The organism is Propionispira arboris, from assembly GCF_900109225.1.
Taxonomy (GTDB): Bacteria; Bacillota; Negativicutes; order Selenomonadales; family Selenomonadaceae; genus Propionispira; species Propionispira arboris.
This window is the reverse complement of sequence record NZ_FNZK01000002.1, coordinates 125,276-139,176: the sequence shown is the minus strand read 5'-3', so window position 1 is coordinate 139,176 and position 13,901 is coordinate 125,276. Positions and strand designations below refer to the sequence as shown.

At 34.3% G+C, this 13,901-nt stretch carries 12 protein-coding genes; 2 read left to right on the top strand and 10 right to left on the bottom strand.

All coding sequences use genetic code 11. The features are described 5' to 3' along the window. Positions 1 to 408 precede the first annotated feature (408 nt). The 4 genes from arcC to arcA all read right to left on the bottom strand — a co-directional run bounded on the left by arcC (position 409) and on the right by arcA (position 5,428). The gene (gene arcC, locus BMY14_RS02550; protein WP_218144864.1) at positions 409 to 1,347 is read right to left on the bottom strand and encodes a carbamate kinase; all 939 of its coding nucleotides are present in this window, start codon (positions 1,345 to 1,347) and stop codon (positions 409 to 411) included. Positions 1,348 to 1,403: 56 nt separating this feature from the next. Then, complete coding sequence (arcD, locus tag BMY14_RS02545; RefSeq protein WP_091828892.1) at positions 1,404 to 2,834, bottom strand: arginine-ornithine antiporter; 1,431 nt, start codon at positions 2,832 to 2,834, stop codon at positions 1,404 to 1,406. A gap of 277 nt (positions 2,835 to 3,111) precedes the next feature. Next, a complete protein-coding gene (argF, locus tag BMY14_RS02540; RefSeq protein ID WP_091828891.1) occupies positions 3,112 to 4,113 on the bottom strand; it encodes an ornithine carbamoyltransferase in 1,002 nt (333 codons plus the stop codon). A gap of 28 nt (positions 4,114 to 4,141) precedes the next feature. After that, a complete protein-coding gene (gene arcA, locus BMY14_RS02535; protein ID WP_218144862.1) occupies positions 4,142 to 5,428 on the bottom strand; it encodes an arginine deiminase in 1,287 nt (428 codons plus the stop codon). A 573-nt stretch (positions 5,429 to 6,001) separates the two neighbouring features. On the opposite strand from arcA, the gene argR reads away from it, so the two are divergent. Further along, positions 6,002 to 6,475 carry an arginine repressor gene (gene argR, locus BMY14_RS02530; protein ID WP_091828890.1) on the top strand — a complete coding sequence of 158 codons (474 nt, stop codon included), beginning with the start codon at positions 6,002 to 6,004 and terminating at the stop codon, positions 6,473 to 6,475. A gap of 168 nt (positions 6,476 to 6,643) precedes the next feature. Here the strand turns inward: argR and BMY14_RS02525 are convergent, their stop codons facing one another. The 3 genes from BMY14_RS02525 to BMY14_RS02515 form a co-directional block, all read right to left on the bottom strand. Next, positions 6,644 to 6,844, bottom strand: a complete 201-nt coding sequence (locus BMY14_RS02525) for an alpha/beta hydrolase (RefSeq protein ID WP_091828888.1) — start codon at positions 6,842 to 6,844, stop codon at positions 6,644 to 6,646. Between the two features lie 221 nt (positions 6,845 to 7,065). Beyond that, positions 7,066 to 8,538, bottom strand: a complete 1,473-nt coding sequence (locus BMY14_RS02520) for an MFS transporter (RefSeq protein WP_091829249.1) — start codon at positions 8,536 to 8,538, stop codon at positions 7,066 to 7,068. Positions 8,539 to 8,869: 331 nt separating this feature from the next. Then, entirely contained in the window at positions 8,870 to 9,445 is a 576-nt protein-coding gene (locus tag BMY14_RS02515; protein WP_091828886.1) for a GNAT family N-acetyltransferase, read from the bottom strand. Between the two features lie 327 nt (positions 9,446 to 9,772). Between BMY14_RS02515 and BMY14_RS02505 the strand changes: the two genes are divergently transcribed. Then, positions 9,773 to 10,132 (top strand): cupin domain-containing protein, encoded by a 360-nt coding sequence (locus BMY14_RS02505; protein WP_091828884.1) that lies wholly within the window; start codon positions 9,773 to 9,775, stop codon positions 10,130 to 10,132. A gap of 28 nt (positions 10,133 to 10,160) precedes the next feature. Here BMY14_RS02505 and BMY14_RS02500 read toward each other — a convergent pair whose 3' ends face one another. The 3 genes from BMY14_RS02500 to BMY14_RS02490 all read right to left on the bottom strand — a co-directional run bounded on the left by BMY14_RS02500 (position 10,161) and on the right by BMY14_RS02490 (position 13,618). Beyond that, complete coding sequence (locus tag BMY14_RS02500) at positions 10,161 to 11,033, bottom strand: lysophospholipid acyltransferase family protein (protein WP_177177448.1); 873 nt, start codon at positions 11,031 to 11,033, stop codon at positions 10,161 to 10,163. A 102-nt stretch (positions 11,034 to 11,135) separates the two neighbouring features. Next, entirely contained in the window at positions 11,136 to 12,095 is a 960-nt protein-coding gene (locus BMY14_RS02495) for a DUF535 family protein (RefSeq protein ID WP_091828880.1), read from the bottom strand. A gap of 290 nt (positions 12,096 to 12,385) precedes the next feature. Beyond that, a complete protein-coding gene (locus BMY14_RS02490; RefSeq protein ID WP_091828878.1) occupies positions 12,386 to 13,618 on the bottom strand; it encodes a sensor histidine kinase in 1,233 nt (410 codons plus the stop codon). Positions 13,619 to 13,901: the final 283 nt, after the last annotated feature.

The window sequence follows — 13,901 nt, the reverse complement described above, 5'->3', positions numbered from 1 at the left end:
ATAAATATTACATATATTAAAAAACGAAATAGTCTTACATATACTTAAAACATACAGAGGCCAGCCCGATTAAATCATTTTCTTTGAAAAAACGATTTAATCGGGCTGGTTCCTATTTTCTTATTATTTTATTTCTAGTTTAGAAATAAGCAAAGCTTGCACCATAATGTATAAATATTAGTAATTGTAAAAGATGATCATAATCAAAAATAATGTCTAAATAAAAAAATCTAGAAACATCCGAATTCATGAGACAAGCTAACGTGAATTACGTGTAAACAACTGATTTCCACGCATGTCGGTGCACAAAAAAAAGTAACTCAGTATCAGATAAAATACCGAGTTACTTCATTATATAATATATATTTGGTTTTAAACAGCATAGTCATTCAAAATTTGACTTTTTATTCAAGCTACAATAACCGTACCAGAGCAGCCACGTAATGCATCTTTTGCATTTTTCAATGATGCAACTACTGCTTTTTTCCCAGGATTAGCTGTGACAAAATTGATTGCTGCCTGTATTTTGGGAAGCATACTGCCTGTTCCAAACTGGCCTTCTTCCATATATTGTTGTGCTTCTTTTACTGTCAAACTATCCAAGTTTTTTTGATTTGATTTACCAAAATTAATGGCAACGTTATCAACAGCTGTTAATATAACAAGTTGATCGGCTTGCAGCTCGTCAGCCAGCTTCGCTGAAGCCAAGTCTTTATCAATAACTGCCGTCACACCTTCTAAAGTTTCATCTGCTAACTCAATAACAGGAATTCCACCCCCACCAGTAGAAATTACGATTGCACCATCATTCACCAATTTTTTAATTGTATCAATTTCAACAATTTTCAAAGGATTTGGCGAAGCCACTACGCGCCGATAGCCACGTCCAGAATCTTCCATCATCGAATACCCTTTTTCTTCCCGTAAGGTATTCGCTTCCGTTTCATTATAATATGGACCGATTGGTTTGGTCGGATTTTGAAAGCCTTTATCATTTTTATCAACAATAGTTTGTGTAATAAGCGTAATGACCGATTTATCAATATGGCGCTTATGCAATTCTTCACCTAATGCTTGTTGAATATGATATCCTATCATGCCTTGACTCATTGCACCGCAAACATCGAATGGCATAGCCGGCGTTAAATTTTTTGCACATTCATTTTGCACAACCAGTCGACCTACTTGTGGACCATTCCCATGTACAATAACAATCTGGACATCACTTTCAATCATATTAGCTAAATAAATTGCTGTATCTTTGATAGTTTGTAATTGACATTCTGCTGTAGCCGGAAATCCTTTCGCTTGCAAAGCATTTCCCCCCAGTGCTATAATTGCTCGCATAATTATCTGCCTCCTTTTTCGGTATATTAATTTCCTGAATATAAACATTTTTTCTATTACCCCAATGAACCAGTAGACATTAATCCTAGTGCAACAACACCAAAAATCACAAACAACAGTGCCAGTACCGCTTCATATTCCTTGAAAATTTTCTGTTCTTTTTCTTTTTTTGCTTTTACAAAAACAATAACCCCTACTGCGTAAAGGATCGTAATGAGTAAAAGATATTGTAATCCTGCCGCATATACCAGCCAAGTTGCATAAATAGTAGATAATGTACCTAAAAACAAATCTTTTGTATGTCCTTGAGGATTCACATCATATGTCTCTTTCGTGATTGCCAGTTTAAGACCATATAAAGCACTCAATAAATAAGGTACCAAAATAGCTGAACTAGCAATAGAATATAGGGCCTGATACGTGCTGCTGGCAAACAAAGTTAAGAGTAGTGAGATCTGCACTAAAATATTCGTGATCGTTAAAGAAACAATTGGGGCTCCATTTTTATTTTCTTTAGCAAACATTTTAGGAAACACGCCGTCTTTAGCAGCAACAAACGGTACTTCGGCTGATAATAGGGACCAGCCTAAAAGTGCCCCAAATAGAGAAACTACAAGACCTGCATTAATGATAGCCGCGCCCACTTCACCAACAAGAGCTTCAAGGACATATGCCATCGATGGTGTCGCCTGCTGTGAGAGTTCTCCTTGTGTCATAACCCCCAATGAAAGAACTGAGATTAAAACATATATCAATAACGTTCCAATCAAACCGATGACCGTTGCTTTGCCAACATCTTGTTTATTCCGCGCCCGTCCCGAAAAAACAACGGCACCTTCTATACCAATGAACACCCATAAGGTAACAAGCATTGTACTTTTGACCTGATCAACAACACCGCCCAAAGTCGGAGTCGCTGCACCCCAAATATCAAAAGAAAACGTGTCGACTTTAAAAAATACAATGCAAACAATAATAAATAGAAAAATCGGTACTAATTTCGCAATGGTTGTAAGCACATTAATAAATGCTGCTTCTTTAACCCCTCGCAAAATTAAAATCTGCAAGCCCCAAATAAGAGCGGATGCACAAATAATCGAAACGATATTATTTCCTGAACCAAAAATCGGAAAGAAATAACCGAGAGCACCAAATAACATAACTGCGTAGGATACGTTACCAAGCAGTCCACTAAACCAATAACCCCATGCTGAAATAAAACCTATATAATCACCAAATCCTGCTTTGGCATAACTATAAATCCCACCGCTCAATTCAGGTTTTCTTAATGAAAGCGTCTGATACACAAGTGCTAACGCAATCATTCCAATACCTGTAATTAACCAACCTATCAGAATTGCACCTGCATCGGCACCTTTTGCCATATCCGCTGGCAGCGCAAACGCACCGCCACCGATCATTGAACCTACAACCATTGCACCTAACGCGAATATACCTAATTTATTATCTTTTGCCAAAGAGAGCATCTCCCTTATCATTTTATTTTGTTATATTTATGATGAGATGAACCTCACAAGAAATTAATTGCTAAAGTGAAAACAGCTCTACTGTTTCATTTATCTTATGAATTTATCTACCATAATAAACAACAAAATCAACGGAATGTCTCTAAAAAACTGTTGATGCAATTCATAATGGATCATAAATTACTCTTAGCCTAACGAATACCACTGTGAGATTCATATATGATTTACTCAGTCATGTCGTAGTTGCATGACTGAGTTTTAAATAAAGAACGGAATCTTATGCTCCTAATGTAGCAACCATAATTGCCTTAATCGTATGCATTCTATTTTCCGCTTCATCAAACACAACCGAATGTTTACCTTCAAATACTTCATCCGTGACTTCCATTTCAGTTAAGCCGAATTTTTCAAAAATCTGTTTACCAACTTTTGTTTTTGTATTATGGAAAGCTGGCAAACAATGTTCAAATATAACTTTGTCATTTTTTGTCATTTTAATCATTTGTGCTGTAATTCTATATGGTTCAAGAAGCTTAATTCTCGCGCCCCATACCTCATCAGGTTCCCCCATGGAGACCCAAACATCCGTATATAAAACATCTGCATTTTTAACACCGGCAGCAATATCAGAAGTCACTGTAATTTTAGCGCCTGTTTCGGCAGCTACTTCATTGCATTTTGTAAGCAAAGCTTCATCTGGCCATAATTCTTTCGGTGCAACAATACGGAAATCCAATCCCATTTTAGCGGAACCAATCATCAGCGCATTCGCAACATTATTTCTGCCATCTCCAAGAAAAGCAAATACCATTTTTTCATATGGTTTATTTAAATGTTCCTGAGCCGTTAAGAAATCTGCCAAAACCTGTGTTGGATGATCCGCATCAGTTAAACCATTCCATACTGGTACACCTGAATATTTAGCTAGATCTTCAACAATGGATTGATCAAAGCCTCGATATTCAATACCATCATACATACGTCCTAAAACACGAGCTGTATCTGCAATGGATTCTTTTTTGCCAATTTGGCTGCCAGTCGGACCCAGGTACGTAAGTAATGCACCTTGATCATAAGCCCCTACTTCAAAAGAACATCTCGTACGCGTTGAATCTTTTTCAAAGAGAATAACAATTTTTTTACCCTGTAACTTTTGTTGTTCTATTCCCGCATATTTTGCTCTCTTTAAGTCTCTTGCCAAATCAAGCATGTATTGAATTTCTTTTGGTGTAAAGTCCATTAATGTTAAAAAGCTGCGATTTCTTAAATTAAAGCCCATTTTTAGGATCTCCTTTTATTAAAATAATTTACAAATTTTCACGATAAAGCGGCATACTCATGCATCTTGGACCGCCTCTGCCTCTGGATAATTCAGATGAAGGAATAATGTGAAGTTTGACACCATATTCTTCGGAAAGTACTTTATTCGTAACATGATTTCTCGAATAAACAACCACTTCACCAGGGGCAATTGCAAGTGTATTGGCCCCATCATTCCACTGTTCTCTTGCTCCAGCAATTTTATCGCCATTTCCACAGCGAATAAGAGCAATATCTCTGCCTAAATGTTTTTTAAGAATATCTTCTAATTTCATATCTTGTTTTTCTATCTTAATTTTTAGTCCATTTTTACCATTATGTTTTGTCATTTCATAAACGGTTAACGGTCCTTCAATTTCAGAGTGTATGGTAAATTTATCGTAATCGACCATTGTAAACACTGTATCCAAATGCATAAAAGCTCTAGACGATGGAATATGGAAAGCAAGTACTGTTTCAAACTTAGAATTATTTTGAAACAATCTTCGGCAAACCTTCTCTACCGAAGCCGCATCCGTTCGCTGCGAAATTCCAATTGCCAGCGTCGTATCACTTAAAACTAAGACATCGCCGCCTTCCAATGAAGTATCTTCCTCACGGTCAAACCAAAATGGAATTTGAGCATCTTTGAATTGCAAATGATTTTTAAAGATATATTTGGCAAAAATAGTTTCACGATTCCTTGTTTGTGTTCGCATATGATTCATCGTAATACCATTTCCAACTGTAGCGAATGGATCCCGCGTAAAATACAAGTTTGGCATTGGATCACAAATAAACGGATATAAATTATTAACTTGATCATAAAGCGATATGCGATGAAAATCTCTCAACTCTTCACGCCGAATGCCCGCCATCATCTTATTAATTAAATCTTGATTGGAGAAACTGTTAAAATATTCTGTCAATGCTTCCTTTAAACTTTCACTCTCAACTGAAGCCTCATCAATAAACTGACTAATAAATTGTGTCTTTACGCCTTGGTCTTTAATAGCTTCTGCCGCAAGTGTTTCAAGATAAAGGACCTTTACTCCATTTTCTCTTAAAACATTTGCAAAATAATCATGTTCTTCACGTGCCACTTTTAGATAAGGAATATCGTCAAACAATAGTCTTTCTAAAAGTTCCGGTGTTAAATTTTCAATTTCCTGACCCGGTCTATGCAGCAAAACCGTCTTTAATTGCCCGATTTCAGATGTAACATTCAATACGTTATGTACTGCATATGCTGCTGGTGATTCATTTAAAGTTTTTTTCAAAAGTGCAGTTTCCATAGTTTGCCCTCCTCTAATGCCTAGCAGTTTGGAACATTTTGAATTTTCTTTACAGCCAGCCAAAAAAGAAACGCTAAACTATGAACCAGTGGCAAGCTATCGTCCCAAACAACTTAGGATCTCTAATAAAAATCGATAATGTTTATTTAAACCACCAAAAACACTCCCTTTCATAAAAATTTTTACTCCTGCCACTTTGCTATTAATGGTTCGCCATAATAGGTAACCACCAAGGTAGTGACTACAATTGAAGTATAGTAAACACAAAGGGTTTTGTCAAATAAAAAATCAATATTTTTTAGCAGTAAAATAATACAAAAGAATAAAAATCAATGTATCAATGCATAATATTCACTTTAAAATCAATAGTTATATTCATTATTAGTATTTATCTAAAATATAATTTCTAAATATTCATTTTATTTATTTTTAATATTCAGATAAACTACTATAGTATTATATACCTTATATGGTATATAATTTTATTGACGAATATATAATATTGGATATATGATTAGAAGAAATTCCGTTTAATTTATATCAACTTTTGCAGAACAGAAAGAGCGTGATTTTATGAAAAATGTACGGCTTGAAAAAATCAAACAAATTATTGCCACGCAAGAAATCAATACGCAAGATGAACTGTTAGATGCGCTGCATCAAGAAGGATTCGATGTAACCCAGGCTACTATTTCTCGTGATATCAACCGTTTGATGATTATGAAAATCCCTCTCGGCGATGGACGGTATCGGTATGTAAGCAAACCAGATCCAGACCATAATGCTTATGTCAAAGGAAGATTGCGTATATTTCAAGATTCCATTTTATCTATAAACTTTAGCGAAAACATCATCGTCATCCACACAATTCCCGGTGCAGCAGAAGCGGTTGCTTGTTTGATTGACTATGTCGAATGGCCTGAAATTATTGGCACACTAGCTGGCAACAACACCATTTTCATTATTGTTAAAACAAATCAAAGCACAACAACTATTATCGAAAAATTACAAAATTTACAAAAAAATCAAACACTTAAAATTTTTTAATTTAAACACAAAAGACCTCCTACCACAAAATGATAGAAGGTCTTCTGAGGGCACAAAGATTTTCTACATAAAAAATCGTCACTCTACCATATTTACAATACAGAAGAATGACGATTAAGTTATAGTGTCACAAAAAGAACAAGGTACTCCAATACCTTCAAACTATTTTTATTTCAAGTATTTACTGAAAAAGTTTATGAGTTTATCAAAAGGAATGAGATCCGTACGATCATATAAATCCGCATGCCCTGCATTCGGAATAATGTATAATTCTTTCGGTTCAGCTGCTTTTGCATAAGCATCTTCGCTGAATTCTAATGAATGAGCTTCTTGACCAGCAATGAACAGCAATGGGCGTGGTTTGTTCATTCAATCCCGTACAGCCAAGACCTATAGATGATACTGCCCAACTCTCCATCAAAATAAGATTTTTCTAATACTTTATCCTACTCTACGGAGTACACTTCAGGTCAAGAAATATATTTACTATAAAATTTTAATTTTACTTTAGCTCAAAAGATTCTGTTTCAAGCTGTCCATGTTATCCACTATTTTTTACTCGCATAAAAAATACGCGATGTATAAAGTCATTAAATTGTTCTCCTTTGCTTCATTTTAGATTGCATTCCAAGATTAAAGATGAAGGCTATGATCAATAAAATCAGTGCAATCAACATAATATGATGCAACCCGCCATACATAATTTGTCTCATTTCAGGTAACAAAGCTGCAGGCAATTCTGTCATATTCTGCGAGTTGCTCAACTTATTCAACATAGCAATAGAAATTTCTCCATTAGATTCTGCAACGCCTTTCATCAAGGCATGATTCAAAACCACGCCATAGATAGCAGACATAAACGTTTGACTTAAAATCCGTAATAAAAATGCAAATGACGTTGCAATAGGAATATCTCTTTTTTCAGCATCTTGCTGCACACTAATTTGCAAAATATTAAAACATAAACCTAATCCAAGACCTTCAAATGCACCAACTATCAATAGAAACCAAAATGGTATATCAACCCCAGCGAATACCATGCAAAAAAAAGAAATTAAAAAAGCTAAGGTTCCAAAAGTAACCATACGGTATTTACCTAACTGCCCTTGTATTCTGGCCCCAATCACAGAACCTATAAAATTTGTAATAGCGCCGGGGATTTGAGTTACTCCTCCTATTAAAGCGCTAAGTCCTAATAGCCCTTGTGCCCACATTGGTATATAGATGTTCAAAGCAATAAATGCCCCCCATAGAAGAGCAAACATCAAAAAATCAATTACTAATGGAACATTTTTAAAAAGTCTGTTAGGAATTATAGGATCTGCAGCTTCCTTTTCAACTTTTAATAACACGACCAACAAAAGCAGACCAGTAAGCATCAATGCAACAACAAGCACAGGTGAACCTGTCCCAATCATTTGAATTCCAGTTAAAAGTGAAACCAACGCGGATATCATCAAAAAAGCGCCTAAAGAATCTATTTTTTTACCTGTAGCAATGCGTACGGGTTCCTTGAAAAAAATTTGAATACTCAAAATTGAAAACAATGCGATAGGAATATTAATATAAAATACCCAGTGCCAGCTAAAAGAATCTACGATCCAGCCTCCTAGCAATGGACCAATGATTGACGCTGCACTAAAGCTTGCCGTAGCATACCCGATGACTTCACTTCGTTTTCTTAAGTTTGTGTATAAATCTGCATAAATAATAAACGGTAGCGCATTCATTCCACCTGCACCGATTCCCATAACGGCCCTTGCAATTACAAAAAAAGTAATGTCATTGGACAATGCTTGAAATATTGACCCAAGAACAAATAATAAGGTGGCTATCTGATAGGCTTTTTTATTCCCAATTCGTTCACCAAGTTTACTCCAAAGAGGAGTTGCCACTGCCATTCCTAACAAAAAAGCAGCTATAATCCAACCGATATATTGAATACCATGTAAATCACTTATAATTGATGGCAAAGCTGTATTGATTATTGTTCCATCCAAACCTGCCATAGCATTTGATAATAAGAGTCCCATTGTTACTATAAAAATTCCTCGTTTACTCATAAAAATCCCCTTAAAATTAATATCACCTAAAAATAAAAGCCGTAACGTAAAAAAATGCGTTACAGCAAAAATATAATACGATTCTATACAACTGTCATTCAGTATATCACAATTTACAATCAAATCTATATAAAAGCAGAATATATATTTTGTTCTTTCTAATAAAAAGACGGATGCCAGTACCAACGATACACCTTACGGACATTACTCCCACTTCATTCAAAATTGCAAACCATTATCCTATGTAAAAACTAATGTCTGATTAAAACCGTCGATTCCGCCGGCTAAGCCGGTGGTTTATTTTGGCAGTTAAATATATTGAAACATGTTATTATAACCGTAAAATTTTCGTAATTATGTTCGTGTCAATTTCTTTAATTGACACGAACGACCCAGGTTCGAGATTATAATCTCCAATCGTCTTTTCAAACCACATAACATCATGCCATTCTTCACATTTGTATCCCGTATTATGATATACGCCTAATTTGTTAAACCCGAAATATTGATGCAATCTTTCACTGTTTTCATTCGGAAATGTAACTCCGCCATAAATATTTCTGACATTTTGTAACTTCAATATTTCGATAAGGACACTGTAAAGTGTTTTGCCAATTCCACGACGCAGGTGAGATTTATCAATATAAACCGACAGCTCAGCATTCCACTGGTATGCTGCTCGTTCCATTTGTTTATGTGCATATGCATATCCAACAATTTTTCCGTTTGACAAGTAAACTATATAAGGATAGTCCTCTGATATTTCCTTAATACGATTTCTGAATTCATCAATCGAAGGAGTTTCACATTCAAAAGTTATCGCTGTTTCTTTTACATAAGGTTCATATATGTTCAAAATTTCTTCGGTATCTGCTTCTTGTACCAGTCTGATTATATTTTTTTCCATTTTACTGCCCCCTCTCAATCTGGCTTATGAGAAATGTACTTATTCCTGCAAAATCTGAAAACTCACAAATTGTCATTCCTTTTTTCCGATAATTCAAAACTATTTTCCCAAGACGATTATAATTCATCGTAATATCCCATCCATAATAATAATTTTTTCTTTCGTTTGCATTAACATAATGTATATAGCAAATAGACTGTAATTGACAACGAAAATAAACTATAATAATTTATACTATATATTATACTATGTATTTTCTCTTTTAGTGATATTAAAAAGAATTTTCTAGTCTCGTCACATCACATTTAAAAATTGGAGGTATTTGAATTGGAAAAAATTAATATTGAAGAAAAGCTTAGCCTTTTTAATGAATATTGGAATCCAAAAATCATTGGTGAAGTTAACGAATCCTACTTGAAATTAGCCAAACTAAAAGGCGATTTTATATGGCATACTCATGAAAATGAGGATGAAATGTTTTATGTAGTGAAAGGTGTATTAATCATTAAATTCAGAGAAAAAGATGTACAAATCCATGAAGGAGAATGCATTATAATACCTAGAGGAATTGAACATATGCCAATTGCTGAGAAAGAAGTTCATGTAATGCTTATAGAATCGAAGACCACTTTAAATACAGGCAATGTTATAAATGAAAGAACTATAGAAAAGCTAAAAAGGATCTAAAATATTATCTGGAACAAGCCTTAAAGATCTATTGATTTTTATTAGCAGGTTTAGTGCGCCAACGGTCCTGGAGCCAAAACCATTCACTTGGCGAGCAACAAATATGTTTTTCTAGTATAGAAGACAATCTCTGTATTGTGTCATATATAGCCATTTTTTTGTCAATGGACTTATCTATCCAAACAGGTGCCTCTATTATAATGTGATGTTTTCCATTTGGAACTTGACTGATAAATGCAGGTACTATTGGGCAACCACACATTCTGGCCAGAACCGCTGCACCAGGTGGAGTAGAAGCCCATTGATTAAAAAATTCAACAAAAATACCCGTATCATGCCCGTCGACATCAATAAAAATTAAAGGTATTTTATTTTTTCTTAATGCGCGAATGACAGCTCGTAAGTTATCTTTATATAAAACAGTGCCTCCATCTGGTATATGACGAAACACATTAATAAAACTATCAAAACTGCGGTTTCTCTGGCGTCTTGTCACAGCAACCATCGGAAACCCTTGATAAGCTAATGCTGCTCCAAGAAGTTCCCAGTTACCTAAGTGCCCTGTAACCATAACAACGCCTCTACCGTAAGAAAGAGCCTTTTCTAAATTTTCCAACCCTTGAAAGTCGACAAAATTTTTGATATTTTTTTTTGAGAAACGTGGATACTTCAATAAATCTGTCAATATACCACCAAATCTTGTAATACTTGCTTTTCCAATTTTATAAGCTTCACATTCTGTTACGTGTAAAGTTTTACGGATATTTTTAATCATCATGTTTTTTCTGCTGCCCGATACTGCTAGCCAAACAGCTAAACCTACAAGTTTTGTTATTAACATCTGGCTATTTTTAGGAAGCAATAAGAACCATCGACTTATACTCATCGCAAAAAAATGCATGCGGTTCCTCCTTATATAAATTTCATTCTCCTCTCTCAACATACTACTGCGGGCTTCAAGGATACCTAAATATTTAACTAGATCACAATGAGCTATTACTTTCTAGTGGCAAATTTTATTCATTACATCTTTAATTGTTTCATCAACGTTATCTAACAGAGCAAAACGTTTTCGATATAAATTACGTTTATGCGCAGGGATTTCTTCGTTTTGCTTTCTATGTTCTATAATCGGGAGTTTAAAAAAACGGGCATCCGTGCTAACCATTCCACCTATTTCCATCCAAAATTTATCTAGAGAGGTTTTTAGTTTTCTATTCTTACGAATACGGGTATTGACATAGGAACCATAATTGGATACAGCAAAAATATTTTTTATCTGCAACGCACGTGTCAGAGATTGTACAGCATGAATCATTAGATTTTTGGGACGATAACCATAAAAACATTTTGTTAAAGAACGAATAACATCTAATTCACCTTTCGATCCTTGTATACTACCAATCCACAATGCTAACTGTTTGTTTGAGTCAAAATCCATCCAAAAAGATATAGAGTAAACCCTCAATGTACCTAAGTTGAGAGAAATCGCCATTAACCCTTCTTTACGATAAAATCTTCCATAATCTAATTTTATTGTAAGGAGGTTATCTTTAAATTGCTGTTCCCATATGGTAATGCCATTTTTATTGTAAATATGTTCAAAAGCCGCTGGAGTCAACTTCCTTTGAAAAAATGTAAAGTGTGCTATGGATGCCTTCACTCTATCTTCTGTTGATGCCCTATAATATAACCATGCCCGCGTAACTTGCTCAAGAATGAATGTTTGATTCATAACCATAATATGTATTTGTTTATTTTGAGGTGCGGTCAAAAATTCTATAAAGTTAACCATAGTTTGGTAATTAACACAACTGCAAACAACAAACAGAAACTTACGCCAATATTGTCTTATTCCATTTCCCCATTGACCTTTGGATGTAACTATTGTACAAATAAAACGAATATAATGTTTTGTAAAAGAATTTGTATAAAATAGTACATCCGTATCCTTTCTTCTCATCCTCAATATCCTTTTCTTTCGCTTAATTCAAGACTCAAAATGAATTTAACCCATTTTTCCTGAAGCGATTTTTTTACTCTTATAAACGACTATTATATATAATTTATTTCATTCCACTCATTGCCTGTTGACGCTTACGATAAATAAAGTGCTGCACTTAAATTGTTTTTTATGGTTAACTGCCCCAAGACACTATTAATAATAAATAAAAAAAAGCCATTTCACCATTCACTCAAGTCATGTTTTGAGTAATAAGTAAAATGACATATGTCATATGACAAAAATATAATTCAGGGAGCCACAATAAATCTCTTATTCAATTCCTCCTCCAATGGAATTGAAATACGAATGAGACAACCTTCCTCTGGTTTTGCATAAATATTAAAAATTCCACCCAGACTTTTAATTCGTTCCTCCATGGTTGTCAATCCAAAACCAGGAATGATCTTTTTAGTACCAATACCATTATCCTGGAGAATGAACTCAATTGATTTCTTTGTACATTTCAGGTTAAATACAAAAGTGGTACTTTTCCCATGACGAATTCCATTCGTAATGCCTTCTTGCAGAGCACGATAGATTGCTCTTTCCGCATCAAGGGTAAGTTGAGGTAATTTGTCAATGCGGTAATGTATATGTACATTGCCATGTAATATTGTTTCGTTAATTAATAATTTAATCGCAGAAGTTAACTCTAACATGTCCTTACCAGAGTTAATCAATTCAACAGAATTACGAATGTCTTTCAGTCCCTTACGAATTTGACCTTTAGCTAAATTAACTTTGGTTGTCGCCGATACTGGATCAATCGCAATTAAACGTCCTCCAGCCTCTAGTTCTACTAATACAGTGGTCAATGTATGCCCAACTGTATCATGAATTTCTCGAGAAATTCGGTTTCGTTCCCTCAAGACGGTAATATCCTCCAAATCCATAGAGGTTTCTTTAAGTTTTTGATAAGCTTTCTCCAATTCTTTTGCTTGAATTTTCAATTGAACCATCACTTGGCGTAACTGTTCTTTCTGTTGGATTTGGTAACGAATAAAGGTCATCAAAAGATATATGCCAATAAAAGTCACAAAATCAGCTAACATTTGTAAAACGAAAACATTAAAGTCAGGGAGTTGAAAGTATCTTTCAACTCCCTGTATAATATATCCCAGTAGCGTTATTTTAGCAGTGAAACCAGATGAATAGGATAAGGAAGCATCAATAATTAGTACCAGAAAAAATATATAGGAAAGAAAACTTTGATCAAAATAATTAATTATAATAATCAATATCATATCAAAGATAATATTGATTTTTCCGATATACAAATACCGGAATGAATCATAAATTATGGCTCTACGAACCGTTATTGATATAGCCATCAAAGTAGAAATAGAAAAAAGCAGCCATCTTTGCTCTTGGTTTTGTATAACAACCAAAACTATCCCAATTAATAATATTAAATATATTAATCGGGTAATCGTATTTTCAGTTTTTTCATCCATAGTCAAATTACTATCCGAAGAGCTCATTTTCCTGCCTCATAACGACGATTTAACATCATTTAATATTTTATTACTACAAGCACCACATAACTAGTTTTTATATAAAAAAACTAGCAAAATTGCTAGAAGGCATGAATTTCCTATAATGATAGTACTTAAGCACCGCTAGCATGGTATATCCATTATAATTTTACCATGCATAAAATATAGATACAAGTTGAATGAATATGATGCAATAATGAATAATAAATTAAAAAATGTCATTTTACCATTCACTCAAATCATGTTTTGAGTAATAAGTAAAATGACA

Bases quoted from the DNA above. Each gene is read 5' to 3' on its own strand.
- arcC (WP_218144864.1), bottom strand. From the start codon at position 1,347: ATGCGAGCAATTATAGCACTGGGGGGAAATGCTTTGCAAGCGAAAGGA.
- BMY14_RS02525 (WP_091828888.1), bottom strand. From the start codon at position 6,844: ATGAACAAACCACGCCCATTGCTGTTCATTGCTGGTCAAGAAGCTCAT.
- arcD (WP_091828892.1), bottom strand. From the start codon at position 2,834: ATGCTCTCTTTGGCAAAAGATAATAAATTAGGTATATTCGCGTTAGGT.
- BMY14_RS02490 (WP_091828878.1), bottom strand. From the start codon at position 13,618: ATGAGCTCTTCGGATAGTAATTTGACTATGGATGAAAAAACTGAAAAT.
- argR (WP_091828890.1), top strand. From the start codon at position 6,002: ATGAAAAATGTACGGCTTGAAAAAATCAAACAAATTATTGCCACGCAA.
- argF (WP_091828891.1), bottom strand. From the start codon at position 4,113: ATGGGCTTTAATTTAAGAAATCGCAGCTTTTTAACATTAATGGACTTT.
- arcA (WP_218144862.1), bottom strand. From the start codon at position 5,428: ATGGAAACTGCACTTTTGAAAAAAACTTTAAATGAATCACCAGCAGCA.
- BMY14_RS02500 (WP_177177448.1), bottom strand. From the start codon at position 11,033: ATGCATTTTTTTGCGATGAGTATAAGTCGATGGTTCTTATTGCTTCCT.
- BMY14_RS02495 (WP_091828880.1), bottom strand. From the start codon at position 12,095: ATGAGAAGAAAGGATACGGATGTACTATTTTATACAAATTCTTTTACA.
- BMY14_RS02520 (WP_091829249.1), bottom strand. From the start codon at position 8,538: ATGAGTAAACGAGGAATTTTTATAGTAACAATGGGACTCTTATTATCA.
- BMY14_RS02515 (WP_091828886.1), bottom strand. From the start codon at position 9,445: ATGGAAAAAAATATAATCAGACTGGTACAAGAAGCAGATACCGAAGAA.